General features: G+C 72.8%; 24 protein-coding genes. 12 read left to right on the top strand and 12 right to left on the bottom strand.

The window, feature by feature from the left end; translation table 11 throughout:
• The first annotated feature begins 151 nt into the window (after positions 1–151).
• Together MicB006_RS21055 and MicB006_RS21060 are read left to right on the top strand one after the other, a co-directional pair.
• A complete protein-coding gene (locus MicB006_RS21055) occupies positions 152–3,907 on the top strand; it encodes a multifunctional oxoglutarate decarboxylase/oxoglutarate dehydrogenase thiamine pyrophosphate-binding subunit/dihydrolipoyllysine-residue succinyltransferase subunit (protein ID WP_116508407.1) in 3,756 nt (1,251 codons plus the stop codon).
• A 66-nt stretch (positions 3,908–3,973) separates the two neighbouring features.
• Positions 3,974–4,153 carry a DUF6104 family protein gene (locus MicB006_RS21060; RefSeq protein ID WP_030503218.1) on the top strand — a complete coding sequence of 60 codons (180 nt, stop codon included), beginning with the start codon at positions 3,974–3,976 and terminating at the stop codon, positions 4,151–4,153.
• A gap of 21 nt (positions 4,154–4,174) precedes the next feature.
• Here MicB006_RS21060 and MicB006_RS21065 read toward each other — a convergent pair whose 3' ends face one another.
• Positions 4,175–6,496, bottom strand: a complete 2,322-nt coding sequence (locus MicB006_RS21065) for a bifunctional polysaccharide deacetylase/glycosyltransferase family 2 protein (RefSeq protein ID WP_116508409.1) — start codon at positions 6,494–6,496, stop codon at positions 4,175–4,177.
• Complete coding sequence (locus tag MicB006_RS32050; RefSeq protein ID WP_192900111.1) at positions 6,489–7,004, bottom strand: hypothetical protein; 516 nt, start codon at positions 7,002–7,004, stop codon at positions 6,489–6,491. The genes MicB006_RS21065 and MicB006_RS32050 overlap by 8 nt, the downstream gene beginning before the upstream one ends.
• 93 nt (positions 7,005–7,097) lie before the next feature.
• Between MicB006_RS32050 and pta the strand changes: the two genes are divergently transcribed.
• Both pta and MicB006_RS21080 read left to right on the top strand, forming a co-directional pair.
• The gene (gene pta, locus MicB006_RS21075) at positions 7,098–9,173 is read left to right on the top strand and encodes a phosphate acetyltransferase (RefSeq protein WP_116508411.1); all 2,076 of its coding nucleotides are present in this window, start codon (positions 7,098–7,100) and stop codon (positions 9,171–9,173) included.
• Positions 9,170–10,285 (top strand): acetate/propionate family kinase, encoded by a 1,116-nt coding sequence (locus MicB006_RS21080; protein WP_116508413.1) that lies wholly within the window; start codon positions 9,170–9,172, stop codon positions 10,283–10,285. The genes pta and MicB006_RS21080 overlap by 4 nt, the downstream gene beginning before the upstream one ends.
• A 518-nt stretch (positions 10,286–10,803) precedes the next feature.
• Here the strand turns inward: MicB006_RS21080 and MicB006_RS32055 are convergent.
• Positions 10,804–10,977, bottom strand: a complete 174-nt coding sequence (locus MicB006_RS32055; protein ID WP_166457193.1) for a hypothetical protein — start codon at positions 10,975–10,977, stop codon at positions 10,804–10,806.
• Positions 10,978–11,158: 181 nt separating this feature from the next.
• Here MicB006_RS32055 and MicB006_RS21085 point away from each other — a divergent pair, with 181 nt between their 5' ends.
• From MicB006_RS21085 to MicB006_RS21095, 3 genes are all read left to right on the top strand, one after another.
• The gene (locus MicB006_RS21085) at positions 11,159–12,286 is read left to right on the top strand and encodes an alpha/beta hydrolase (protein WP_116508414.1); all 1,128 of its coding nucleotides are present in this window, start codon (positions 11,159–11,161) and stop codon (positions 12,284–12,286) included.
• A gap of 118 nt (positions 12,287–12,404) precedes the next feature.
• Entirely contained in the window at positions 12,405–12,938 is a 534-nt protein-coding gene (locus MicB006_RS21090; RefSeq protein WP_116508415.1) for a nucleotidyltransferase domain-containing protein, read from the top strand.
• Between the two features lie 42 nt (positions 12,939–12,980).
• The gene (locus MicB006_RS21095) at positions 12,981–13,946 is read left to right on the top strand and encodes a chlorophyllase (RefSeq protein ID WP_116508416.1); all 966 of its coding nucleotides are present in this window, start codon (positions 12,981–12,983) and stop codon (positions 13,944–13,946) included.
• A gap of 45 nt (positions 13,947–13,991) precedes the next feature.
• Here the strand turns inward: MicB006_RS21095 and MicB006_RS31845 are convergent, their stop codons facing one another.
• The 4 genes from MicB006_RS31845 to MicB006_RS21110 all read right to left on the bottom strand — a co-directional run bounded on the left by MicB006_RS31845 (position 13,992) and on the right by MicB006_RS21110 (position 16,874).
• Positions 13,992–14,138: a hypothetical protein gene (locus MicB006_RS31845; RefSeq protein ID WP_225980438.1), complete on the bottom strand. Its 147-nt coding sequence runs from the start codon at positions 14,136–14,138 to the stop codon at positions 13,992–13,994.
• Positions 14,139–14,164: 26 nt separating this feature from the next.
• The gene (locus MicB006_RS21100) at positions 14,165–15,118 is read right to left on the bottom strand and encodes a zinc-binding dehydrogenase (protein WP_073829326.1); all 954 of its coding nucleotides are present in this window, start codon (positions 15,116–15,118) and stop codon (positions 14,165–14,167) included.
• Between the two features lie 85 nt (positions 15,119–15,203).
• Positions 15,204–16,379, bottom strand: coding sequence for an NADP-dependent malic enzyme (locus MicB006_RS21105; RefSeq protein WP_116508417.1), 1,176 nt, complete (start codon positions 16,377–16,379; stop codon positions 15,204–15,206).
• A gap of 156 nt (positions 16,380–16,535) precedes the next feature.
• Positions 16,536–16,874, bottom strand: a complete 339-nt coding sequence (locus tag MicB006_RS21110; protein ID WP_073828736.1) for a S24 family peptidase — start codon at positions 16,872–16,874, stop codon at positions 16,536–16,538.
• Between the two features lie 78 nt (positions 16,875–16,952).
• Between MicB006_RS21110 and sodN the strand changes: the two genes are divergently transcribed.
• From sodN to MicB006_RS21125, 3 genes are read left to right on the top strand one after another with little or no spacing between them, the layout of a single operon-like run.
• Positions 16,953–17,357: a superoxide dismutase, Ni gene (gene sodN, locus MicB006_RS21115; RefSeq protein WP_073828737.1), complete on the top strand. Its 405-nt coding sequence runs from the start codon at positions 16,953–16,955 to the stop codon at positions 17,355–17,357.
• Positions 17,354–17,878, top strand: a complete 525-nt coding sequence (locus MicB006_RS21120) for a GNAT family N-acetyltransferase (RefSeq protein ID WP_116508418.1) — start codon at positions 17,354–17,356, stop codon at positions 17,876–17,878. The genes sodN and MicB006_RS21120 overlap by 4 nt, the downstream gene beginning before the upstream one ends.
• A 32-nt stretch (positions 17,879–17,910) precedes the next feature.
• Positions 17,911–18,318: an ATP-binding protein gene (locus MicB006_RS21125; RefSeq protein ID WP_030503230.1), complete on the top strand. Its 408-nt coding sequence runs from the start codon at positions 17,911–17,913 to the stop codon at positions 18,316–18,318.
• Positions 18,319–18,343: 25 nt separating this feature from the next.
• On the opposite strand, the gene MicB006_RS21130 is transcribed toward MicB006_RS21125, so the two are convergent.
• Entirely contained in the window at positions 18,344–18,745 is a 402-nt protein-coding gene (locus MicB006_RS21130; protein ID WP_073828739.1) for a hypothetical protein, read from the bottom strand.
• A gap of 43 nt (positions 18,746–18,788) precedes the next feature.
• On the opposite strand from MicB006_RS21130, the gene MicB006_RS21135 reads away from it, so the two are divergent.
• Together MicB006_RS21135 and MicB006_RS21140 are read left to right on the top strand one after the other, a co-directional pair.
• Entirely contained in the window at positions 18,789–19,739 is a 951-nt protein-coding gene (locus MicB006_RS21135; protein WP_030503232.1) for a diacylglycerol kinase family protein, read from the top strand.
• A 447-nt stretch (positions 19,740–20,186) separates the two neighbouring features.
• Positions 20,187–20,444, top strand: coding sequence for a WhiB family transcriptional regulator (locus MicB006_RS21140; RefSeq protein ID WP_116508419.1), 258 nt, complete (start codon positions 20,187–20,189; stop codon positions 20,442–20,444).
• A 64-nt stretch (positions 20,445–20,508) separates the two neighbouring features.
• Here MicB006_RS21140 and MicB006_RS21145 read toward each other — a convergent pair whose 3' ends face one another.
• Genes MicB006_RS21145 through MicB006_RS21155 form a run of 4 tightly spaced genes read right to left on the bottom strand, consistent with a single transcriptional unit; the run spans position 20,509 to position 23,850 of the window.
• Positions 20,509–21,258: a sirohydrochlorin chelatase gene (locus tag MicB006_RS21145; RefSeq protein WP_192900112.1), complete on the bottom strand. Its 750-nt coding sequence runs from the start codon at positions 21,256–21,258 to the stop codon at positions 20,509–20,511.
• Positions 21,240–21,989: a phosphoadenylyl-sulfate reductase gene (locus tag MicB006_RS21150; RefSeq protein ID WP_116508421.1), complete on the bottom strand. Its 750-nt coding sequence runs from the start codon at positions 21,987–21,989 to the stop codon at positions 21,240–21,242. Before MicB006_RS21150 ends, MicB006_RS21145 begins: the two co-directional genes overlap by 19 nt.
• Positions 21,986–22,144 (bottom strand): hypothetical protein, encoded by a 159-nt coding sequence (locus MicB006_RS32060; protein ID WP_013288361.1) that lies wholly within the window; start codon positions 22,142–22,144, stop codon positions 21,986–21,988. Before MicB006_RS32060 ends, MicB006_RS21150 begins: the two co-directional genes overlap by 4 nt.
• A complete protein-coding gene (locus tag MicB006_RS21155; protein ID WP_116511678.1) occupies positions 22,141–23,850 on the bottom strand; it encodes a nitrite/sulfite reductase in 1,710 nt (569 codons plus the stop codon). The genes MicB006_RS32060 and MicB006_RS21155 overlap by 4 nt, the downstream gene beginning before the upstream one ends.
• Positions 23,851–24,178 lie beyond the last annotated feature (328 nt).

A 24,178-nucleotide genomic window follows, 5' to 3' on the forward strand; every position in this document is an offset into this window, starting at 1 on the left:
CTTCTGTGAATCGGACCACCAGCCGGAGGCGAGAATGCCTGCGCCCAGCGCACGGCGTAGCCTTGGCATCGGTTTACCCAGCGTCGGCAACCGGGGGTCACCGGGGGCCACCGTGACATTCACAACCGCGTGAAAGAGGCGATTAGCGGCCGTGTCGACCCAGCAGACTTCGCAGGAGAACCCACTGGCGGGTTTCGGCCCGAACGAGTGGATCGTCGAGGAGATGTACCAGCGCTACCTCGCCGACCCCTCGAGCGTCGATTCGGCCTGGCACGACTTCTTCGCCGACTACCGGCCGGCCCCGGGCGCCGCCACACCGCGCCCGGACGGGCAGGCCAAGCCGGCCGCGAAGCCTGAGCCGGCCGAGCAGCAGGAAGCAGTGGCCACGGTCAAGGAGCAGCCCGCCAAGGCGGAGCCCGCCAAGGCCGAGCCGAAGGCCGCCCCGAAGGCGTCCGCCCCGGCCAAGCCCGCCGCCAAGCCGGCGGCGAAGACCCCCGAGCCGGCGAAGAAGTCCGCACCGGCCAAGCCCGCCGCGAAGGCACCGGCCGCGAGCGCCGCCGGCACCACGACGCTGCGCGGCGTGGCCGCCAAGATCGTTCAGAACATGGACGCGTCGCTGTCGGTCCCGACCGCCACCAGCGTGCGCGCCGTCCCGGCCAAGCTGCTGGTCGACAACCGCATCGTGATCAACAACCACCTCACCCGGGGTCGCGGCGGCAAGGTCAGCTTCACCCACCTGATCGGGTACGCGCTGGTGCGCGCCGTCGTCGAGCACCCGGAGATGAACAACTCCTTCGCCGAGGTCGACGGCAAGCCGGCGATGGTCCGCCCGGAGCACGTCAACCTGGGCATCGCGATCGACCTGGTCAAGCCGGACGGCTCCCGCAACCTGGTGGTGCCGTCCATCAAGGGCTGCGAGCAGATGGACTTCCGGCAGTTCTGGCAGGCGTACGAGGACGTGGTCCGGCGCGCCCGCCGCAACGAGCTGACCATGGAGGACTACTCCGGCACCACGATCTCGCTGACCAACCCGGGCGGCATCGGCACCGTGCACTCGATCCCGCGCCTGATGCAGGGGCAGAGCGCCATCATCGGCGTCGGGGCGATGGAGTACCCGGCCCCCTACCAGGGCATGAGCGAGGCCACCCTGGCCGAGAACGCGGTCAGCAAGGTCATCACGCTGACCAGCACGTACGACCACCGGATCATCCAGGGCGCGCAGTCCGGCGAGTTCCTGAAGGTCATGCACGAGCTGCTGCTCGGCGAGCGCGGCTTCTACGACGGCATCTTCACCTCGCTGCGCATCCCGTACGAGCCGGTGCGCTGGATGCGCGACGTGGCCGTCGACAGCGAGGGCCAGATCAACAAGACCGCGCGGGTGCACGAGCTGATCCACGCGTACCGGGTGCGCGGCCACCTGATGGCCGACACCGACCCGCTGGAGTTCAAGATCCGTAAGCACCCGGACCTTGACGTGCTCCAGCACGGGCTCACGCTCTGGGACCTCGACCGCGTCTTCCCGGTCAACGGCTTCGCCGGCCAGCAGCGGATGAAGCTGCGCTCGATCCTCGGCGTGCTGCGTGACTCGTACTGCCGCCGGGTCGGCATCGAGTACATGCACATCCAGGACCCGGAGGAGCGGCGCTGGATCCAGGAGCGCGTCGAGCGCAAGTACGAGAAGCCGAGCCAGGACGAGCAGAAGCACGTGCTGAACCGGCTCAACGCCGCCGAGGCGTTCGAGACGTTCCTGCAGACCAAGTACGTCGGCCAGAAGCGCTTCTCGCTGGAGGGCGGCGAGTCGCTGATCCCGCTGCTCGGCGAGGTGCTGGAGTGCTCCGCCGAGGCCGGGCTGGACGAGGTCGTCATCGGCATGGCCCACCGCGGCCGGCTCAACGTGCTGGCGAACATCGTCGGCAAGCCGTACGAGAAGATCTTCTCCGAGTTCGAGGGGCACCTCGACCCGCGCTCCACGCAGGGCTCGGGCGACGTGAAGTACCACCTCGGGCAGAACGGCAAGTTCACCACCCCGGACGGCGAGCACGCGGTCAAGGTGTCGGTGGTGGCGAACCCGTCGCACCTGGAGGCCGTCGACCCGGTGCTGGAGGGAATAGTCCGGGCCAAGCAGGACCGGATCGACCTCAAGCTGGAGGGCTACACCGTGCTGCCGCTGGCGGTGCACGGTGACGCCGCCTTCGCCGGCCAGGGTGTGGTCGCCGAGACGCTCAACCTGTCTCAGCTGCGCGGCTACCGCACCGGCGGCACCGTGCACGTGGTCGTGAACAACCAGGTCGGCTTCACCACCGCCCCGGAGTACAGCCGGTCCAGCCTCTACAGCACCGACGTGGCCCGGATGATCCAGGCGCCGATCTTCCACGTGAACGGCGACGACCCGGAGGCAGTGGTCCGGGTGGCCCGGCTCGCGTTCGAGTACCGGCAGGCGTTCAACAAGGACGTCGTGATCGACATGGTCTGCTACCGCCGGCGCGGGCACAACGAGGGCGACGACCCGTCGATGTCCAACCCGGAGATGTACAAGATCATCGACTCGAAGCGCTCGGTCCGGAAGCTCTACACCGAAGAGCTGATCGGGCGCGGCGACATCACCGTGGAGGACGCGGAGGAGCTGCTGCGCGACTACCAGGGGCAGCTGGAGCGGGTCTTCAAGGCCACCCGGGACGCCGCGACCACGCCGCGCCAGCTCAGCCGCCCGGCGCGGGAGGAGGAGCCGGAGCCGCAGGTCGACACCGCCACCGACGCCTCGGTGGTCAAGGCGATCGGCGAGGCGCACGTCAACCTGCCGGAGGGCTTCACCCCGCACAAGCGGATCCAGCAGCTGCTGGAGCGGCGCCGCAAGATGTCCGTCGAGGGCGGCATCGACTGGGGCTTCGCCGAGATCATCGCGTTCGGCACGCTGCTGCACGACGGCGTCACGGTCCGGCTCGCCGGGCAGGACTCCCGCCGCGGCACGTTCGTCCAGCGGCACGCCTCGGTGGTCGACGCCAAGACCGGCGAGGACTACCTGCCGCTGATGTCGCTCACCGCCGACGGCGAGCGGTCGCGTTTCTTCGTCCACGACTCGCTGCTCTCCGAGTACGCGGCCATGGGCTTCGAGTACGGCTACTCGGTGGAGAACATCAACGCGCTGGTGGCCTGGGAGGCCCAGTTCGGTGACTTCGTCAACGGCGCCCAGTCGGTGATCGACGAGTTCATCTCCTCCGGCGAGGTGAAGTGGGGTCAGCGCTCCGCGGTGACGCTGCTGCTGCCGCACGGCCACGAGGGCCAGGGCCCGGACCACACCTCCGGCCGCCCGGAGCGGTTCCTGCAGCTCTGCGCCGAGGACAACATGCGGGTGGCCATCCCGACCACCCCGGCGAACTACTTCCACCTGCTGCGCCGCCAGGCCCTGTCGCCCAAGCGCAAGCCGCTGGTGGTGTTCACGCCGAAGTCGCTGCTGCGGCACAAGCTCTGCGTGTCGCCGGTGGAGGACTTCACCACCGGCACGTTCTCCCCGGTGCTGGCCGACACCGCGGCTCCGGCGCCGGAGCAGGTCAAGCGGGTGCTGCTCTGCTCGGGCAAGGTCTACTACGACCTGTTCCAGGCCCGGCAGGAGCGGGGCGTCACGAACACCGCGATCATCCGGATGGAGCAGCTCTACCCGCTGCCCGTCGAGGAGGTCCGGGCCGCTCTGGCGCAGTACCCGAACGCCGAGGACTTCGCCTGGGTCCAGGAGGAGCCGGCCAACCAGGGCGCCTGGTCGTTCGTCGCGCTGAACCTGCTGGAGCACCTGCCCGAGGTCCGGCTGCGCCGTATCTCCCGGCCCGCCGCCGCCGCTCCGGCGGTCGGCTCGGCGAAGATGCACGAGGTCGAGCAGAACGCGCTGATCGAGGCGGCTCTCCCCCGCCCGTGACACCACCGGCAGCGGCCCGTCCCGACCCGGGGCGGGCCGCTGCCGTACGACGACGAGAGGAACACCGTGTACTTCACCGACCGTGGCATCGAGGAGCTGGTCGAGCGCCGGGGCGACGAGCAGGTGAGCCTGGAGTGGCTGGGCGAGCGGCTGCGCGACTTCGTCGACCTGAATCCGGAGTTCGAGACCCCGATCGAGCGGTTCGCCACCTGGCTGGCCCGCCTCGACGACCCGGACGACGACTGACCGGCGCGGCCGGGCGCGGCCTCAGCCGGTCGCGCCCCGCCCGGCGACCTGGAGATTCCCGGTACGGCGCAGCTTCTGCCAGCCCAGCCGGCCCCCGGTCAGCGCGGTGCCGACGGCCTGGAGCAGCACCAGGTACATCACCTGCCGGTAGACGAACTGCTGCAACGGCAGCACCCAGAGCACGCCGAGCTTCTCCCGGTCCAGCCGGAAGGCCAGCACCGCCGTGACGAACTGGAGCGCGAGCATCACCAGCCAGGCCACCACCGTGTCGCTGCGGTCCAGGAAGATCAGCCCGTAGATGGCGAGCAGGTCGATCACCGGGGCGGCCAGCGGCAGCAGCACGCCGAACAGCGTCAGGAACGACAGGCACCGGCGGCCGAACCGGCCCGACGTTCCGCTCTCGATCACCGAGCGCCGGTGCTTCCACATCGCCTGCATGGTGCCGTAGCTCCACCGGTACCGCTGCTTCCACAACTGGCCGATGGTGGTCGGCGCCTCGGTCCAGGCGCGGGCGGTCTCCTCGTACACGATGTGCCAGCCGGCGCGGCCGACGGCGATGGTGACGTCGGTGTCCTCGGCGAGCGTGTCGTCGGTCAGGCCGCCCACCTGCTCCAGCGCCTGCCGCCGGAACGCGCCGATCGCGCCGGGGACGGTGGGCATGCAGCGCAGCGTCTCGTAGAGGCGGCGGTCGAGGTTGAAGCCGATGACGTACTCGATGTGCTGCCACTTGGCGATCAGGCCGCGACGGTTGCCGACCTTGACGTTGCCCGCCACCACGCCGACCCGGGGGTCGGCGAAGGGCTGGACCAGCCGGCGGACCGATTCCGGCTCGAAGATCGTGTCGCCGTCGACCATGACGATCAGGTCGTGCCGGGCCAGCGCGACGCCGGTGTTGAGCGCGCTCGGCTTGCCGCCGTTGGGCTTGCGGACGACCCGGACGTTCGGCAGCCCCAGCGCCGCGACGATGTCGGCGGTGCCGTCGGTCGAGCCGTCGTCGACCACCACCACCTCGATGCCGCCGGGGTGGTCGCCGCAGGCCAGCGAGCGGACGGCCGCGGCGATGCCCTCCCGCTCGTTGTACGCGGGCACGATCACCGAGACCGGTTCGGTGACCGGCGGGCCCCACGACCAGTCACGGCGACGGCGACGGCGCGCGTGCCGTGTGGCCAGGACGAACAGCAGCAGCGACCGGCCGACGGTGAGCACCCCGACGAGCACGAAGAAGACACCGAGCACCCCGAACATGCCGTCGGCCACCCGTACCGCGCCGACCAGGACGTGGCCCCGCAACCGCTCGTCGAGCGAGGCCGCCGTGTGCCCGCCCACCGGGCCGGACACACCCGCGGCCGCGAACGTCTGGTTGAGTCCCTCGCTGACGGTGGTGAAGCGGTAGCCGCGTTCCAGCATCGCCGGGATGTAGCGGTCCAGCGCGGCCACCGTGCTGGACCGGTCGCCGCCCGAGTCGTGCCAGAGCGCGACGGTGCCGGCCGTCCCGTCCGGCGTGGCGTTCGCGATCATCTCCTCGACCGGGGGCAGCTCCCAGTCCCGGCTGTCGACGTCGTTGACGACCGTGAGGTAGCCCAGTTCGCCCGCCTGCCGCAGCATCGGCCAGTCCCGGTCGGTGTAGGCGTCCGCCCGGGACGAGTACGGGAAACGCAGCAGCGACGGCCGGACACCTGTGGTGCTGGCGATGGCGAGCTGCGTCTGCGCGTACTCCAGTTCGCGCCGCCACTCCGGCAGCGCTGCGAGGTCGGGATGGGTGAACGTGTGCACGCCCAGCTCGTGCCCCTCGGCCACCAGCCGGCGGGTCACCTCCGGGTTGCGGACGACCTGCGAGCCGACGACGAAGAAGGTTCCCTTGACCTGGTACTTGTCCAGGACGCGCAGCACCTCCGGCGTCCACCGCGGGTCGGGTCCGTCGTCGAAGGTGAGCGCGATGGTGCGCGGCGGCAGGCGGTGCGACTGGGTCCGGCCCTCCGCGCCGACGTTGACGATCGGGCCGCCCCCGACCACCGAGCTGGGAACCTCCCGCTGGCTGCCGGGCGTCACCCGGTTGTCCGGTACGAACGCGGCGTTCGTGTACGCCTCGACGACCAGCAGGCCGCCCAGGACGACCACGACCATGGCGACCAGGGCCCAGCTCGGCCGGGGCAGGAGACGCCGGCCGCGGGACCGGCGCGGGCCGGGGATCTGCGGCGCGCCGGGGATCTGCCGGACGTCCAGCACGACTGTGGGCGCGTCGTCCGGCTGCCGGCGGGCGGCCCGCACACGGCGGGGGTCCAGCGTGACTGTGGGCTGCTCGCTCGTCGGCGGGTTCGGACGGGCGGGCGCCTGGTCACTCATCGGCGGGTGCGGCGGGTTCGGCGGGCGGGTCGACGGCGGGCGGCGGCACCTCGGCGGTGGGGGCGGTGGGCGGCGCGGTGGTGGGCGGCGCGGTGGTGGCCGGCGTCTGGACGGGCCGGGGCGCGGTCGGGGCGGGCCGGGTCGGCCGTTGAGACCGAGGGCTCGGCGAGACCGTGGCGGCGGGGGCGACGGAGGTGGCCGGCGCCCGCGCCGGAGCGGTGCGGATGTCGGTGGGCGCGTCCGGAGCGGGACGGGTCGGCGCGGGCGCGTCCGACGGGTTCGGCGAGGGCAGCCGCTGCTCGCTGGTCGGCTCGACGAACGGGATGACGGTGTCCGGGCTGATCGGCCCGCCGGCGAAGCTGGCTCCGACCATGACCGTGTAGATCACACCCGCCGCGCCGGCGCAGTAGGCGAGACGGCGAAGCCGCCGGCGTCGCCGCCCGCTCGGGTCGACGAAGACGGGGGGCGATTCCGGTACGACAGGAATCAGTGCGGTCGGGCCTTCCACCAGCCAAGTGTAGATGCGAGGAATTCCCACCTTCTCTCCCGGCTAGCCGTGCTGACCAGGCAGAACGGACAGCACCGACCTCGATCTTGTAGGTTGGGTGCCGTGGCTCGCAGCGTGTACCTCACCGGCGTCGGCTCGGGCGGGGGAAAATCGACAGTGGCGCTCGGGCTGGCCGAGCTGTTGTCCCGGCAGGTGGAACGGATCGGCGCGTTCCGGCCGCTCGTCGCCGGTGACGGCACCGACCCGATCCTGGCCCTGCTCACCGAGCGCTACCGGATGGAACTGCCGGTCGACGAGCTGTACGGCGCCACGTACGCCGAGGCGAGCGCGCTCGTCGCGGACGGCCGCCGGGAGGAACTGATCTCCCGGATCGTCACCCGCTACCGGGAGGTCGAACGCCGCTGCCCGGCGATAGTGGTGGTCGGCAGCGACTTCGCCTACGGCGACGGCACCGGCCCCCGTGAGCTGGCCTTCAACGCCCGGCTCGCGACCGAGTTCGGCAGCGTCGTGGTGCCCGTGGTGGACGGGTTCGCGCAGGAGCCGGAGGCGATCGCGGCGGCGCTGCGCGGCGCGTACCACGATCTGGTCGACCTCGGCGCGACGGTGATCGCGGCGCTGGCCAACCGCGTGCCGCAGCCGATGACGCTGCCCGAGCTGCCGGTGCCCGCGTACGCGATCCCGGAGGTGCCGACCGTGTCGGCGCCGACGGTGGCCGAGGTGGCGGCGGCGCTGCGCGGCACTGTGCTCACCGGCGACGAGACCGCGCTCGACCGCGACGTGCTCGACTACGTGGTCGGCGCGGCGCACGTGCCGACGCTGCTGGACCACCTCACCGACGGGGCGCTGGTGATCACCCCGGGCGACCGCGCGGACCTGCTGGTGGCCGCCGGCGCCGCGCACGTCGCCGGGCAGGTGTCGCTGGCCGGGCTGGTGCTCACGCTCGGCGAACAGCCCGACCCGCGCGCCATGCGCCTGGTCGAGCGGATGAACACCGGGCTGCCCGTGCTGTCGGTGCCCAGCGACAGCTACGACACGGTGTCCGCGTCCAGCCGCATCGAGGGCCGCCCCAGCACCGCCAACCCGCGCAAGGTCGAGGCCGCGCTCGGCGCGTTCGAACGCTGCGTGGACACCGACGACCTGGCCCGCCGGCTGCGCGTCAGCCGTTCCGCACGGGTCACCCCGCTGATGTTCGAGAACGACCTGATCGACCGGGCCCGCGCCCAGCGCCGCCGGCTCGTGCTGCCCGAGGGCGCCGACGAGCGGATCCTGCGCGCGACCGAGGTGCTGCTGCGCCGGGGCGTCGCCGAGATCACCCTGCTCGGCCGCCCGGACGAGATCGCCCGCCGCACCCGGGAACTGGGCGTGGACCTCGGCGACGCCCAGGTGGTCGACCCGGCGACCAGCCCGTGGCGGGACGAGTTCGCGCAGGCGTACGCGCAGTTGCGCGCCCACCGCGGCGTCACCGTGGAGCTGGCACACGACATCGTCGCGCAGGCCAACTACTTCGGCACGATGATGGTGCAGACCGGCCACGCCGACGGCATGGTCTCCGGCGCCACCCACACCACAGCCGCCACCATCCGGCCGGCATTCGAGATCATCCGGACCGTGCCCGGCGTCTCCGTCGCCTCCAGCGTCTTCTTCATGCTGCTCGCCGACCGGGTGCTCGTGTACGGCGACTGCGCCGTCAACCCCGACCCGGACGCCGACCAGCTCGCCGACATCGCCATCTCGTCGGCCGACACCGCGGCCCGGTTCGGCATCGAGCCGCGGGTGGCGATGCTGTCGTACTCCACCGGCAGCTCCGGCGCCGGCGCCGACGTGGAGAAGGTCGCCGCGGCCACCAAGCTGGTCCGGGAACGCCGGCCCGACCTGCTGGTCGAGGGCCCGATCCAGTACGACGCGGCGATCGACCCGCAGGTGGCCGCCACCAAACTGCCGGACAGCCCGGTCGCCGGGCGGGCCACCGTGTTCATCTTCCCGGACCTGAACACCGGCAACAACACGTACAAGGCGGTGCAGCGCTCGGCCGGGGCGGTGGCGGTCGGGCCGGTCATGCAGGGCCTGAACCGGCCGGTGAACGACCTCTCCCGGGGCGCCACCGTGCCGGACATCGTCAACACGGTGGCGATCACCGCCATCCAGGCCGCCGCGGAGGCGTCGGAATGAGCCGCATCCTGGTCCTGAACAGCGGATCCTCGTCCGTCAAGTACCGGCTGTACGACGGCGACGACGTCCTCGACAAGGGCACAGTCGAGCGGATCGGCGAACCCGGAGGCGGGCCGGCCGACCACGAGAGCGCGGTCCGGGAGATCATCGGCCGCCTCGACCTGACCGGGCTGGCCGGCGTCGGCCACCGGGTGGTGCACGGCGGGCGGAAGTTCAGCGAACCGGTACGCATCGACGACGCGGTCGTCACCGCCATCGAGGACCTGGTGCCGCTGGCCCCGCTGCACAACCCGGCCAACCTCGCCGGCATCCGGGTCGCGCTGGAGGCGCTGCCGGACACCCCGCAGGTGGCGGTCTTCGACACCGCGTTCCACCACACGCTGCCCGAGGCCGCCGCGACGTACGCGATCGACAAGACCACCGCCGAGCGGTACGGCGTCCGCCGGTACGGCTTCCACGGCACCTCGCACGCGTACGTCTCGCGTCGCGTCGCCGACCTCCTCGACCGCCCGTACGACGAGCTGAACACCGTCACCCTGCACCTGGGCAACGGGGCGAGCGCGTGCGCGGTCCAGGGTGGCCGCAGCGTGGCCACCTCGATGGGCATGTCACCGCTTGAGGGCCTGGTGATGGGCACCCGCAGCGGCGACCTCGACCCGACAGTCATCTTCCACCTGCGCCGCGAGGGCGGCATGGGCGTCGACGACATCGACGACCTGCTCAACCACCGCAGCGGTCTGCTCGGGCTGACCGGCGCCAACGACATGCGTGAGGTGCTGGCCCGCCGCGACGCCGGTGACCCGGACGCGACGTTGGCGTTCGACGTCTACTGCCGGCGCATCACCGGCTACGTCGGCGCGTACTACGCGCTGCTCGGTCGGGTCGACGCGATCGCGTTCACCGCCGGGGTCGGCGAGCACGCCGCGCCGGTACGGGCGGCGGCGCTGGCCGGGCTGGACCGGCTCGGCATCGCCGTCGACCCGGCGCGCAACGACGGCCACGGCGACCGGGTCGTCTCGCCGGACGGCGCGGAGGTGGCGGTGCTCGTGGTGGGCACCGACGAGGAGCGGGAGATCGCCCGCGAGACCCGCGAGGTGCTCGGCACGGCCTGATCGCGTTCTGGGCGACGGTGCCTTAGATGCCGCCACCTCGGGGAGGTGGGGTGGTCCGGTGCTTCGGATGCCGCCACCTCGGCGAAGTGGCGTGACCCCGATGCTCCAGGTGCCGCCACTGTGGGGAGGCGGCGTGATACCGGTGCGCCCGATGCCGCCACCACGGCGAAGTGGCATCACCCCGGCGCTCCAGGTGCCGCCACTTCGGGGAGGCGGGGTGGTCCGGTGCCGCCGATGCCGCCACCTCGGCGAAGTGGCGTGACCCCGATGCTCCAGGTGCCGCCACTGTGGGGAGGCGGCGTGATACCGGTGCGCCCGATGCCGCCACCACGGCGAAGTGGCATCACCCCGGCGCTTCAGGTGCCGCCACCTCGGGGAAGTGACGTGATCCCGTGCGCCCGATGCCGCCACCTCGGCGAAGTGGCGTGACCCCGGCGCCTCAAGTGCCGCCACCTCGGGGAGGTGGCGTGGTCCGGTGCGCCCCTGCCGCTGCCGGCGTGCGGCGTGCGGCGTGCGGGTCAGCCCAGGGCGATCCAGGCGACGAGGGCGACCACCACGACGACGGCGACGGCCACACCGGCGATCAGCGGTACCCGGGACGGCGCCGACGCCGACGCGGCCGGCTCGGGCGAATCGACGAACGCGCGGAACTGCGCTGTGTTGCCACTCGGGTCGGTGTAGTTCTCAGCCATGCGGGTGACCCTAGCGAAGCCGGCCGGACCAGGCCGCCCCGCCGGGCCGGAGCAAGACAACCGGCTCACCCGGCCCGCGCAAACCCGCCCGGCCGGTGGAGGTGTCGCCCGGCCGGGTGGCGGTGGCAGCCGATCCGGACGGCGGGCGCGGGCCGACCGCTCGGCTGCCTACCGTGCAGGTGTGAGGGGGCAGCGGCTGGTGGCCGCGCTGATGACGGCGCTGCTGGCCGGCTGCGGCCAGGCCGTCGCCACGACCGATCCCGTCCCGGCCGGTGTCCGGCCCGCACCCGAGCGCCAGTACGCGGTGGGGATGCGGCAGTTCACGCTCGACCCGGACGGCGCCCGGCCGCTGCCGGTCACCGTCTGGTACCCGGCCGACCTGCCCGCGCCGGCTGCTCCGTCCGCGTCCACGGGTCCCGCCGGGCCTGCCCGCGCCACCGCGCCGATCTCCGCCTCCACGCCCGGCCGGACCACCGCGCCCAGCTCCGCCTCCACGCCCAACTCCGCCACGCCGCCCGGCTCCGCCGGCGCACGTTACTCCGCCACCTCGCCGGGCCGCGCCGGCGGGCCGTCCGGCGCAGACGCTGGGACGCAGGACGGGCCACGGGTGCGGCCGGGCGCGCCGTTCGCGGCGGGCCGGTTCCCGGTGGTCCTCTACAGCCACGGGCTGCGCAGCCTGCCCGCGCTGCACGCCGCGCTGACCAGTCGCTGGGCGGCTGCCGGGTTCGTGGTGGTCGCGCCCACGTACCCGCGTACGAACCTGCGCGCCCGCCACTACACCCGCGACGACGTACGCAACCAGCCGGCCGACGCCTGGCGGCTGGTCCGTCACCTGGTCCGCCTGGGCGCCCGCCCCGGCGACCCGCTCGGCGCGCACCTGGCCGTGGACCGGTTCGCCGCCGCCGGGCACTCGGCCGGCGGTCACACCAGCCTCGGGATGTTCGCCTCCGGGCAACCGTCCCCGTTGCGGGCCGGGATAGTGATCGCCGGTGGCCGGATGGTCGCCGGCTTCTCCCGGCCGCTCGCGCCGATGCTGTTCGTGCACGGCAGCGCCGACCGGATCGTGCCGGAGTCGATCGGCCGGGCCGCGTACGCCCGCTGTCTCGGCCCGGCCGCCTTCCTGAGCCTGCGCGGTCAGGGCCACGGCGAGTACCTGACGCCGGGCCGCTCCGGCTTCGCCCAGGTGCTCGCCACCACCACCGACTTCCTGCGCTGGACGCTCTACGCCGACCGGGCAGCGCTGCGCCGCCTCCCCGCCGACGCGGCAGCCCCCGGTACCACCTTCACCACCCGCTCCCTCCCCGCCTGACCGCACCCCGCCCGGCCCAGCGCCAACGATCATGAGGTTGACGGCGACAAAACGGACAGCAGATGCCGCCAACTTCATGATCGACGCGACCCAGGGCGGGGGTGGGTAGGGTGCGGGCGTGGACGGGCTGGAAGGGCGGCAACTGGACGCCATCCGTGAGGTGGTGGAGGTGGCCGGAGCGGCCGGGATCGACGTCTGGCTGCGTGGCGGCTGGGCGATGGACTTCCACCTCGGCGCGGTGAGCCGCCCCCACGTCGACGTCGACTGGTACTGCTGGCGGCGGGACGCCGACCTGCTTGCCGACCGGCTCGGCGCGCTCGACTGGCGGCCCGACCCCCGGATGCCGGCGACGCTCCAGCTCGACCTGCTCCGGGACGACGTCGAGCTGAGCTTCGCGTACCTCGACCGGGACGCGGCGGGCCGGGTCGTCGTGGGCGCCGGACCGTGGGCGGGCACCGTCCTGCCCGAGGGCATGCTGACCGCCCCACCCGGCCGGATCGGCCCGCTCGCGGCGCCGGTGATCAGCATCGCCGCGCAGATCGAGTTCAAGGAGATGTTCCCGGTCTGGATGCCGGAGCGGCCCCGCCGCGCCAAGGACGCCGCCGACCTGGCCCGGCTCCGGGCGTCGGCGCGCGACCACCCGACGGGCTGACCGGGGCCGGGTCTCAGGCGATCGCGAGGCACAATCGAGTTCATGAGCCGTCGTCCCGTCGCCCTCGTTACCGCCGCCGTGCTCGGCGCCGCCCTCGCCGGCTGCTCGGAGCAGCCCGCCGCCCCGGCCGGGCGGCCCGCTCTAGACACCTCACCGACCAGCGCCACACCGACCCCGCGCGTACCCGCCGGCAAGGCTCCCACCGAGAGCCTCGCGGTCGGCGTACGCCAGGTGAAGCTGAACCGCGACGGCAACCGGCCGTTGCCGGTGACGCTCTGGTACCCGGCGGCGGGCGCGGCCGGTGGCGCGGTCGAGCGCTCCGCCCCGGCGGCCGACGGGCGGTTCCCGGTGGTGCTGTTCAGCCACGGGCTGACCGCCCGGCCCGAGGACTACCAGGTGCTGCTCACGCGCTGGGCGGCGGCCGGTTTCGTGGTCGCCGCGCCACGTTTCCCGCACACGTCCCGGGGCACCGACGGCAACGCGCTGGACGTGCTCAACCAGCCGGCCGACGTGTCGTACGTGCTGACCCGGGTGCTCGCGCTCGGCGAGAAGGCGGGCGATCCGCTGCGCGGCCGGCTGGACCCGGAGCGGGTGGCCGCTACCGGGCACAGCGCCGGTGGCGTGACCACGATCGGCGTGTTCACCGCGGGCCGGGACGCTCGGCTGGACGCGGGCATCGTCTTCTCCGGCACCGCGCTCGGCGTGGGTACCGCGTTCGCCGGCACCGTCGCGCCTCAGTTGTTCGTGCACGGCGAGGCCGACGAGGTGGTGTCGTACGCCGCCGGCAAGGCCGTCTTCGACGCGGTGCCGTGGCCGAAGGCGATGCTCAGCCTGCCGAAGGGCGACCACGGCCGGGCCCTGCTCGGCGACGGCAAGGCGCTGGGCGTGGTCGCGGACACGACAGTGGAGTTCCTCCGCTGGACGCTCTACGGCGACCCGGCGGCGAAGGAGCGCCTCCCCGTCGGCGCCGCCAAGGGCGGCGTGGCCACGCTCGACGACCGGCTGTAAGGAAGGGCCCCTTCTTAACGCCTCCGGTAGAGAAGGGGCCCCTTCTTAACACGCCATCCGCGCGATCCGCACCGCCCGCGCGATCCGCACCGCCCGCGCGATCCGCACCGCCCGCGCGATCCGCACCGCCCGCGCGATCCGCACCGCCCGCGCGATCCGCGCCGGCGGCGCCGTACGCACCGCCCGCGCCATCGGCACCGCCGCCAGCGCCGTACGCCTCAGGCGGTGTGGTCGACGACCACCTTGCCGAAGACGTCGCCGGAGTGCAGCCGCGCGAACGCCTCGGTGATCTCGCTGAACGGCACCACCCGGTCGACCACCGGCCGCACCTCGTGCTCGGCGCAGAACGCGAGCAGTTCGGTCAGCTCGTCCGGGGTGCCCATCGAGGTGCCGAGGATCTCCAGCTGCATGGCGAAGACCCGGCGCAGGTTGACCTTCGGCTCGTGGCCGGAGGTGGCGCCGGAGACCACGATCCGCGCCATCGGGGCGGCCGACTTCAGCGAGTGGTCGAAGGTGGCCGCGCCGACCGTCTCGATCACCACGTCGACCCGTTCCGGCAGCCGCGCGCCGGGCTCCAGCGCGGTCGCGCCCAGCTCGGCGATCCGCTCCCGCTTGGCGGCGTCGCGGCTGGTCGCGTACACCCGCTTGCCGAGCGCGACGCCGAGCGCGACGGCCGCGGTGGCCACGCCACCGCCGGCGCCCTGGACCAGCACCGACTCGCCGTCGGCGACCCGGCCCTTGGTGGTGAGCATCCGCCAGGCGGTGAGCCAGGCCGTGGGCAGGCACGCCGCGTCGGTGGCCGACAGGCCGTCGGGCAGCGGCAGGAGGTTCACCCGGGGTACGGCGACCAGCTCGGCGAACGTGCCCTGGTAGTGCTCGGAGAGGATGGAGACCCCGCGGGGGTCGCCCGGAGTGGGCACCACCGGGTAGATGACGACCTCGTTGCCGTCCGGGTCGGTGCCGACCGCGTCGCAGCCGAGGATCATCGGGAGCTGGTCGGCGGTCAGGCCCACGCCACGCAGCGACCAGAGGTCGTGGTGGTTGAGCGAGCTGGCCCGGACCCGCACGGTGACCCAGTCGTCCTGTGGGTGGGTCGGCTCGGGACGGTCGCCGACGGCGAGCGCGGCAAGCGGGTTGTCGGTGTCGAAGGCCGAGGCGAAGGCAGCACGCATGATCGGCACGGTAACAAGCTGAGCAGCAGTTAAGAAGGGGCCCTTCCTCTACCGGAGGCGTTAGGAAGGGCCCCTTCCTTACATCTCAGCGGCGGGCGACGCCGTCGCGGCGGGCGGCCTCGGCGACCGCTTCGGCCACCGCCGGCGCGACCCGCGGGTCCAGCGGCGAGGGCACGATCGCGTCGGCGGTCAGCGACTCGGCCACCACGCCGGCGATGGCGTCGGCGGCGGCCACCTTCATCGAGTCGGTGATCCGGGTGGCCCCGGCGTCCAGCGCGCCCCGGAACACGCCAGGGAACGCGAGCACGTTGTTGATCTGGTTCGGGTAGTCGCTGCGCCCGGTGGCGACCACCGCCACGTGCCGGGCGGCCACCTCGGGGTGCACCTCCGGGGTGGGGTTTGCAAGCGCGAACACGATGCCGCCGGGGGCCATGCCGGCCACCGCCGCCTCGGGGATCTGGCCGCCGGAGACGCCGATGAGCACGTCCGCGCCGCGCAGCGCCTCGGTGACGTCGCCCTGCCGGCCCTCGGCGTTTGTGAGTTCGGCCAGCTCGGCCTTGGTGCCGGTCAGCTCACGGTGCCGGCCGATGATGCCGCGCGAGTCGCACACCACCACCCGGGCCGGGTCGACGCCGCCGGCGATCAGCATCTTGGTCACCGCGACGCCGGCCGCGCCCGCGCCGCTGACGGCCACCCGCAGGTCGCCGAGCTTGCGGTTGAGCAGCGTCGCGGCGTTGCGCAGCGCGGCGAGCACCACGATCGCGGTGCCGTGCTGGTCGTCGTGGAAGACCGGGATGTCCAGCGCCTCGTCGAGCCGCCGCTCCACCTCGAAGCAGCGCGGCGCGCTGATGTCCTCCAGGTTGATCCCGCCGAACGAGGGCGCGAGCGCCTTGACCGTCGCGACGATCTCGTCCACGTCCTGCGTGTCCAGGCAGACCGGCACCGCGTCGACGCCGGCGAACTGCTTGAACAGCACCGCCTTGCCCTCCATCACGGGCAGCGCGGCGCGCGGGCCGATGTTGCCCAGACCGAGTACGGCGGAGCCGTCGGTGACCACGGCGACGGTGTGCGACACCCAGGTGTAGGTGTCGGCGAGCGCGGGGTCGGCGGCGATCGCCTCACACACCCGGGCAACCCCCGGGGTGTACGCGAGGGAGAGGTCCTCGCGGCTGGTCAGCGGCACGGTGGAGGTGACTGCCATCTTGCCGCCGACGTGCAGGCGGAAGACGGGATCGGCGGGGTCCGGGGGGGACGAAGACATGGTGACTCCAGGATCTGTCGAGCAGACGGACCGGCCGGCGCGGTCAGCGGTGGTCAGCGACCGGCGGCGTGGCGGTGCGGGGGTCACCCGGGCACTTTCCGAGCATAGTCACGCTCCGGCCCTCAGGATGTGAGCGGGGTCATATCGCCCCCTCACCTACCTGCGCCGCACCCGTCCGGGACGTGGCCACCAGCGGGCCACCACCCGGCCCCGGACGTCAGCCACCCCGTACGCCCGGGAGTCGTCGGTGACGAACTCGTTGTCGCCGCGCAACCACCAGCCGCCGTCGCGCGGCTCCACCGCGCGCTTGACGACGAGCAGGTCGGGACGGCTGCGGAAGACCGCGACGACCACGTCCCCGGGGCGCACCGCCCGGCCGCCGGTGCGGACCAGCACCGCGTCGCCGTGACGCAGCGTCGGGGACATGGACGGGCCGGTCACCAGCACCGGCGCCAGCGGGCCGCGCAGTAGCGGAGGTTCGCCGGTGGGCGCCATGTCACCTCCCAGCCCCCGAGGGCGTCTCCAGGAGTAATGTCGTCTTGGATCATCGCAAACAACCCATGGAGGACCCTGATGCGCCTTCCCCGCATCCTCACGCCCCGGGTGACGGCCAGCGCTCACTGCGACCTGCCCTGCGGCGTATACGACCCGGCCCAGGCCCGGATCGAGGCCGAGTCGGTCAAAATGATCTGCGAGAAGTACCAGGCCAACACCGACCCGGAGTTCCGTACCCGCGCCATCCTGATCAAGGAGCAGCGGGCGGACCTGGTCAAGCACCACCTGTGGGTGCTCTGGACCGACTACTTCAAGCCGCAGCACTTCGAGAAGTACCCGCACCTGCACCAGCTGTTCAACGAGGCCACCAAGCTGGCCGGCGCGGCCGGCGCCAAGGGCGGCACCGACCCGGCCAAGGCCGACGAGCTGCTGGCGAAGATCGACGAGATCTCGAAGATCTTCTGGGAGACCAAGCAGGCGTGACGTCGCCCGACGACACGTTGACGATCCGGCCGGTACGTCCTGGGGACGTACCGGCCGTCGTCGCCATGGTGCACGAGCTCGCCGAGTACGAGCGCGCCCCGGAGCAGTGCCACCTCACCACCGAGCAACTCGACGCGGCCCTGTTCGGGGCGTCGCCGGCGCTCTTCGGTCACGTGGCCGTGGACGCGGCGGACCAGCCGGCCGGCTTCGCGCTCTGGTTCCTCAACTTCTCCACCTGGGCCGGCGTGCACGGCATCTACCTGGAGGACCTGTACGTCCGCCCGGCCGCCCGGGGCACCGGCGCGGGCCGGATGCTGCTGGCCGCCCTCGCCGCGATCTGTGTGGAGCGCGGCTACCAGCGGCTGGAGTGGTGGATGATCAACTGGAACCCGGCGGCCCGCTTCTACGCCGCGATCGGCGCCACGCCGATGGACGAGTGGACCCCGTACCGCCTGGCCGGGCCGGCGTTGCGCGAGCTCGCCACGCACGCGACGGCCGCGCCCACGCGGTCGGCCCCCTGACCGGGTAGAGTCCCGCACCGGGGGGAGGAGCCGTGACTCAACTGACCGGGCACCCGACGACTGACGACGACGTCGTCCATCTCACCGTGCCCGCCGACGGTGGTTACCTCGGCGTGCTCCGCACCGCCACGGCCGGCCTCGCGGCCCGGCTCCAGTTCGCCCTCGACGAGATCGAGGACCTGCGCATCGCTGTCGACGAGGCGTGCGCCATGCTGCTCGCCATCGCCACCCGCGACGCCGAGCTGGAGTGCCGCTTCGCGGTCACCGAGGACGCGCTCACCGTCGAGGTGACGGTGCCGACGGTCCGGGGCGCGACGTTGCCGTCGGAGTCGTCGTTCGCCTGGAAGGTGCTCACCGCGCTGACCACCGGGGCCAACGCCCACGCGACCGACGGCCGGGCCACCATCTCGCTGCTGACCCGCCGCGCCGGCGGCTACTGACCGGTCGCGGCCGCCGCTCCCCCGCTCAGCGTTCCGGGTCGCCGAAGCCGAGCGCGCGGTTGGTCGGGCCACTCACGAGCAACCCGACCATGCCGATGCCGAACGCCATGAGCGGCAGGCCGAGCCAGCCCATCCCTCCCTCGATCATGAACCAGCCGACCGGCAGCAGCATGAGCTGAAGCACGATCGCGGGCGCGCGCGCCCCGGCGCGACGGCGGGACAACGCGCCGCCGAGCGCCCAGAGCGCCACCGCGCCGCCGATCGCGAAAGCGGTCACCCACAGCGCCGAGACCAGGTCCGTCGTTTCAGCGGTGAGGTCGGACCAGATGAGCCACACCGCGATCAGCCCGAGCGCCACCGCCTCCGCGCGTAGCAGGAGCACCGCGGCGCGCAGCGTGCCGGGAACCGGGTCGGAGTCGATCGTCACGGGCGCCACGATACCGGTGGGTAGTCGCGGTACAGTGCCGCCCATGCGGGCCGTCCTGGTGGTCAATCCGAAGGCCACCACCACCAGCGAGCGCAGCCGGGACGTGCTGGTCCGGGCGTTGCGCAGTGAAGTCGACCTGTCGGTGCGCTACACGCGCCGGCGGGGCCATGCCATGGACCTGGCCCGGGAGGCCGCCCAGGAGGGCGTCGACCTGGTCGTCACGCTCGGCGGCGACGGCACCGTCAACGAGGTGGTCAACGGCCTGATGGCGGCGGAGCCGCCGACGTTCCGGACCGGGCAGACCTCGGCCGAGCGGCTGCCCGCGCTGGCCACTGTGCCCGGCGGCTCGACTAACGTCTTCGCCCGCGCGCTCGGGCTGCCCCGGGAGTGGCCGGACGGCACCAGCATGATCCTGGAAGGGCTGCGGCTGGGCCGGTCCCGCACGATCGGGCTGGGCCGGGCCGACGACCGCTACTTCACGTTCTGCGCCGGCTTCGGGCTGGACGCGGCGGTCATCCGCCGGGTGGAACAGTCCCGCAAGAAGGGGCGTGTCTCGACTCCGGCGCTCTACTTCCGCTCCACCGCGAGCCAGTACTTCGTCGGCTCGGACCGCCGCCACCCGTCGATCACGCTGGAGCGTCCGGGCGAGGCGCCGGACACGGAGCTGGCCACGGCGATCATCCAGAACACCGCGCCGTGGACGTACCTGGGCGACCGGGAGATCAACCCGAACCCGGAGGCGTCGTTCGACCTCGGGCTCGACGTGCTGGCGCTGCGGCGGCTGCGGGTGGCCAGCACGGCCCGTACGGCGGCGCAGTTCTTCTCCCGGAAGCCGGATCCGCACGGCAAGCAGGTGCTGCGTCTACACGACCTGGCGGAGTTCACCCTGCGCTCGGAGCGCCCACTGCCGTTCCAGATGGACGGGGACTACCTCGGCGAGCGGGAGAAAGTCCGATTCACCTCCGTGCCGGCGGCACTGAGAGTAATCTGCTAGGTCTCGGGTACTCCACTCGGTTGACGCGGATCCCCCCGCCGCGCGGGCGCGGTGGCCGCCACGCCGAGGAAGGGTGCCGGAAATGTCAGCAACGTCACGCAGACCGTACTACATTGATTATCGACTGTGGCACGCCGGGTAACCAGGACCCTGGTAAACCCGGACAAATGGGTGGTGAGCCCGCTCACTGTTCGGAGTTTTTCCGAGCGGCACCCTTGACATCGCTGTAGTTCGTGAAAGTATTCACAAGCGAACTCGTGTTGCCGGGACATTGCCTGGATATGCTCGTTCGGTTGAGCTGTTCCAGCAGGTCCAGGCACCCCACAGCCTGCTCACGCTGCGCCGAATTGATGGATGCTGAACGTCACCATTCGGCAATGCGGACGCATATAGCAATAACAACGAAGCGTTTACTGGCCACCACTAAGAATGAGGAGTGTTGCCGCCATGGACTGGCGCCACGATTCGGTCTGCCGCGACGAGGACCCGGAGCTGTTCTTCCCGATCGGGACGTCCGGCCCGGCCCTCCTTCAGGTGGAGCAGGCGAAGGCCGTCTGCCGGCGCTGCCCCGTGACCGACCAGTGCCTGCAGTGGGCGCTGGAGTCCGGTCAGGACGCCGGCGTCTGGGGCGGGATGAGCGAGGAAGAGCGCCGCGCGGTGAAGCGCCGCGGCGGTATCCGGGTGCTGCGCGCTCACTCCGCCTGACCCGTACCACTCGCGACGCCCCGGCCGGGATTCCGGCCGGGGCGTCGCGCTGTGTCCGGGCCGGTCAGGCCGCCACCGTGTCCACGCGCCGCCGGACCAGGTCCGCCAACTCCGGCAGGTCGGTCAGCGGCTCCGCCACCGCCACCGCGCCCGCCGACCGGGCCGCCGCGCGTACCCCGTCGTGGAACCGGCCCGGCGCCAGGAAATAGGCCGCCACCGCGACCCGGCGGGCCCCCGCCGCGCGCAGTCGCGCCACCGCGCCGCCGACCTCCGGCGGCGCCGCCGAGGCGTACGACACGCGGCACGGCACGCCCAGCCCGGTGCCGAACGCCGCGGCGACCCGACCCACCGAGGCACGCGCGGCCGGATCCCGGGTACCAGCGGCCGCCAGCACCACCGCGTCCAGCCCGGCCGGCTCGTCGCCGGTCGCCTCCGCCAGGCGGCGGCGCAACCCGTCCAGCAGCCCGCCGTCCACGCCGGCGCCGGCCGGCCCCAGCACGTCTGTCACCCGTACCTCGATGTCCGCGCCCGCCGCCGCGACCGCCGCCGGGATGTCGACCTTCCGGTGGTACGCGGCAGTCAGCAGCAGCGGCACCAGAACCGCCCGGGAGTGGCCGGCGGCGGCCAGCCCGCGCAGCACCTCGGCCGGCCCCGGATCGGTGTGGTCGAGCCAGCTCGGCAGCACCGCACGACCGGGCCAGGTGTCCGCCACGGCCCGGGCCAGCGCCCGGGTCGCCTCGGCCGCCCGAGGGTCCCGGCTCCCGTGCGCGGCGAGCACCACGGGCGGCCCGGCCCTCAGGTGTGCAGGCCGCACTCGGTCTTCTCGAACATCGCCCAGCGACCGGAGCGCGGGTCCTCCCCCGCCTTCGTCCGCCGGGTGCACGGCCAGCAGCCGATCGAGCCGTAGCCGCGGGCGAACAGCTCGTTGACCGGGATGTCGTACCGGGCCACGTACGCGTCCACCTCCCGCTGCGTCCAGGCCGCGATCGGGTTGACCTTGACCTTGCCGCGCCGCGCGTCGAAGCCCACCACCGGCGTGTTGGCCCGGGTCGGCGACTCGTCCCGGCGCAGCCCGGCGGCCCACGCGTCGTACCCGGACAGCGCCCGCTCCAGCGGCTCCACCTTGCGCAGCTGGCAGCAGTCGTCCGGGGACCTGTTGAACAGGCGCGGGCCGTACTGGCCGTCCTGCTGGCCGACTGTCATCCGGGGGCGGATCGAGCGCACCCGCACCGGCATCCGGCGGGCCACCTCGTCGCGGACCCTCAGCGTCTCCGGGAAGTGCAGCCCGGTGTCCAGGAACACCACGTCGACGCCGGGGGCGACCCGGGACACCAGGTGCGCCACCACCCCGTCGGCCATCGAGCTGGTCACGCAGAACCGCTCGCCGAACGTCTCCGCGGCCCACCGGGCGATCTCGATCGCGGGCGCGTCCGCCAGTTCCCGGCCGGCCTCCTCGGCCAGCGCGCGCAGCTCCTCCGGGTTGCGGCGGGCCGGGCCGGCCTCGCCGATCAGGCCGAGGCCGGCGGCGGAGACGAGGCCGCTCACCGGGTCACCGCCCGGCTCAGCAGGCCGGTGAACTTCACCGCGAAGACCCGCGCGCAGGCGTGGCACTCCCAGGCGCCGTGCCCGGCCTCGTGCGGTCGCAGGTCCTCCTCGCCGCAGTACGGGCAGTAGAGAGGCGCAGACCGAGCGTCGCTCATCGCAACTCCTCCTCGTCGACTCTGATCACCCAGTTGGCGAACGTCTCACCCTCGGTCCGGCCGGCCAGGTAGCGGCGGGCCAGCCGTTCCACGTACTCCGGAAGCTCCTCGGCGGTGGTCTTCAGGCCGCGCAGCTTGCGGCCGAAGCCGGCGGTCTGCCCCTGGGCCATGCCGAGGCCGCCGCCGAGATGCACCTGGAAGCCCTCGACCTGCCGGCCGTCCGGGCCGACCACGAGCTGGCCCTTGAGCCCGATGTCCGCGACCTGGGTGCGGGCGCAGGCGTTCGGGCAGCCGTTGAGGTGGATGGAGATGTCCGCGTCGAAGTCGCGCAGCCGCTCCTCCAGGCGCGCGACCAGCTCCTCGCCGCGCCGCTTGGTCTCGACGATGGCGAGCTTGCAGAACTCGATGCCGGTGCAGGCCATCGTGCCGCGCCGCCACGCCGACGGCCGGGCCTCCAGGCCGATCCCGCGCAGCGCCGCGACCAGCGAGTCGGTCCGCTCCGCCGCCACGTCCAGCACCAGCAACTTCTGGTACGGGGTGAGCCGCACCCGGCCGCTGCCGTGCGCCTCGACCACGTCGGCGAGCTGCGCCAGCTGGGTGCCGGAGACCCGCCCCACCACCGGGGCCGCGCCCACGTAGTTCGCGCCGTCCCGCTGCGCGTGCACGCCGATGTGGTCGACCGGCTTCGCCGGCAGGTCCGCGGCCGGGCCGTCCAGCAGCGTGCGGCCCAGGTACTCCTTCTCCAGCACCTCCCGGAACCGCTCCACGCCCCAGTCGGCGACCAGGAACTTCAGCCGGGCCCGGTTGCGCAGGCGGCGGTAGCCGTAGTCGCGGAAGATGCCGACCACGCCGGCCCACACGTCCGGCACCTCGTTCAGCGGCACCCAGACGCCGAGCCGCTTGGCGAGCATCGGGTTGGTGGAGAGCCCGCCGCCCACCCAGACGTCGAAGCCGGGACCGTGCTCCGGGTGCTCCACGCCGAGGAACGAGATGTCGTTCGCCTCGTACGGGGTGTCGACCAGCCAGGAGATCGAGGTCTTGAACTTGCGGGGCAGGTTGGAGAACGCCTTGTCGCCGACGTACCGGCGGACGATCTCGTCGATCGCCGGGGTCGGGTCGAGCACCTCGTCCCGGGCCACCCCGGCCACCGGGCTGCCGAGCACGATCCGGGGGCAGTCGCCGCACGCCTCGGTGGTCTGCAGGCCGACCGACTCCAGCCGGCGCCAGATCTCCGGCATGTCCTCGACCCGGATCCAGTGGTACTGGATGTTCTGCCGGTCGGTGATGTCGGCGGTGTCGCGGGCGAACTCGCGGGAGATGTCCGCGATCACGCGGAGCTGGGCCAGGTTGAGCTGGCCGCCGTCCACCCGGACCCGGAGCATGAAGAACTCGTCCTCCAGCTCGTGCGGCTCCAGCACTGCGGTGCGTCCACCGTCGATGCCGGCCTTGCGCTGGGTGTAGAGGCCCCACCAGCGGAACCGGCCGCGCAGGTCCTGCGGGTCGATCGAGGCGAAACCGCGGTGGGCGTAGATGTTCTCGATCCGGTCCCGCACGTTCAGCGGGTCGTCGTCCTTCTTGATCCGCTCGTTGGGGTTGAGCGGCTCTTTGTGCCCGAGCGCCCACTGGCCCTCGCCGCGTGGCCGGCGGGGCGCACGGGCGGCGGGCGCCGGGGAATCGGGTCGGGTCGGGGTGCTGCTGACCGCCATCGCGGCGTCCTCCATTGCTTGCTGCGGTGCCTGCGAGCGCGGACGCGACGGCCGGCCCGAGAGTGGGCCGTGGACGGCGATGTCGATGACGGCCGGCGCGAGTGCGCGCCCGAGACGGATGGGTCGGGCGTCGTCAGTAGGCCGGACAGATCGCGCTGCGCACGCGGCCGTAATCGACGTGGCGGCGAGCCACGAAGCGGCGGACGACAGCGGCGGTCATGTGCCTCATGCTGCCACACCACGCCCTGCCCGACCACAGCTCCGCACTGTGATCCCACATCACGGGCCCCACCGAGATCGACTCTCATCCACTCCCCCTCCCCCCCCT

The organism is Micromonospora sp. B006, assembly GCF_003408515.1.
GTDB classification, from domain to species: domain Bacteria; phylum Actinomycetota; class Actinomycetes; order Mycobacteriales; family Micromonosporaceae; genus Micromonospora; species Micromonospora echinospora_A.

Bases quoted from the DNA above. Each gene is read 5' to 3' on its own strand.
- MicB006_RS21110 (WP_073828736.1), bottom strand. From the start codon at position 16,874: ATGGCGCCCACCGGCGAACCTCCGCTACTGCGCGGCCCGCTGGCGCCG.
- MicB006_RS21140 (WP_116508419.1), top strand. From the start codon at position 20,187: ATGGACTGGCGCCACGATTCGGTCTGCCGCGACGAGGACCCGGAGCTG.
- MicB006_RS32060 (WP_013288361.1), bottom strand. From the start codon at position 22,144: ATGAGCGACGCTCGGTCTGCGCCTCTCTACTGCCCGTACTGCGGCGAG.
- MicB006_RS21105 (WP_116508417.1), bottom strand. From the start codon at position 16,379: ATGTCTTCGTCCCCCCCGGACCCCGCCGATCCCGTCTTCCGCCTGCAC.
- MicB006_RS32055 (WP_166457193.1), bottom strand. From the start codon at position 10,977: ATGGCTGAGAACTACACCGACCCGAGTGGCAACACAGCGCAGTTCCGC.
- sodN (WP_073828737.1), top strand. From the start codon at position 16,953: ATGCGCCTTCCCCGCATCCTCACGCCCCGGGTGACGGCCAGCGCTCAC.
- MicB006_RS21155 (WP_116511678.1), bottom strand. From the start codon at position 23,850: ATGGCGGTCAGCAGCACCCCGACCCGACCCGATTCCCCGGCGCCCGCC.
- MicB006_RS31845 (WP_225980438.1), bottom strand. From the start codon at position 14,138: ATGGCGCGGGCGGTGCGTACGGCGCCGCCGGCGCGGATCGCGCGGGCG.
- MicB006_RS21065 (WP_116508409.1), bottom strand. From the start codon at position 6,496: ATGAGTGACCAGGCGCCCGCCCGTCCGAACCCGCCGACGAGCGAGCAG.
- MicB006_RS21100 (WP_073829326.1), bottom strand. From the start codon at position 15,118: ATGCGTGCTGCCTTCGCCTCGGCCTTCGACACCGACAACCCGCTTGCC.
- MicB006_RS21095 (WP_116508416.1), top strand. From the start codon at position 12,981: ATGAGCCGTCGTCCCGTCGCCCTCGTTACCGCCGCCGTGCTCGGCGCC.
- MicB006_RS21080 (WP_116508413.1), top strand. From the start codon at position 9,170: ATGAGCCGCATCCTGGTCCTGAACAGCGGATCCTCGTCCGTCAAGTAC.
- MicB006_RS21135 (WP_030503232.1), top strand. From the start codon at position 18,789: ATGCGGGCCGTCCTGGTGGTCAATCCGAAGGCCACCACCACCAGCGAG.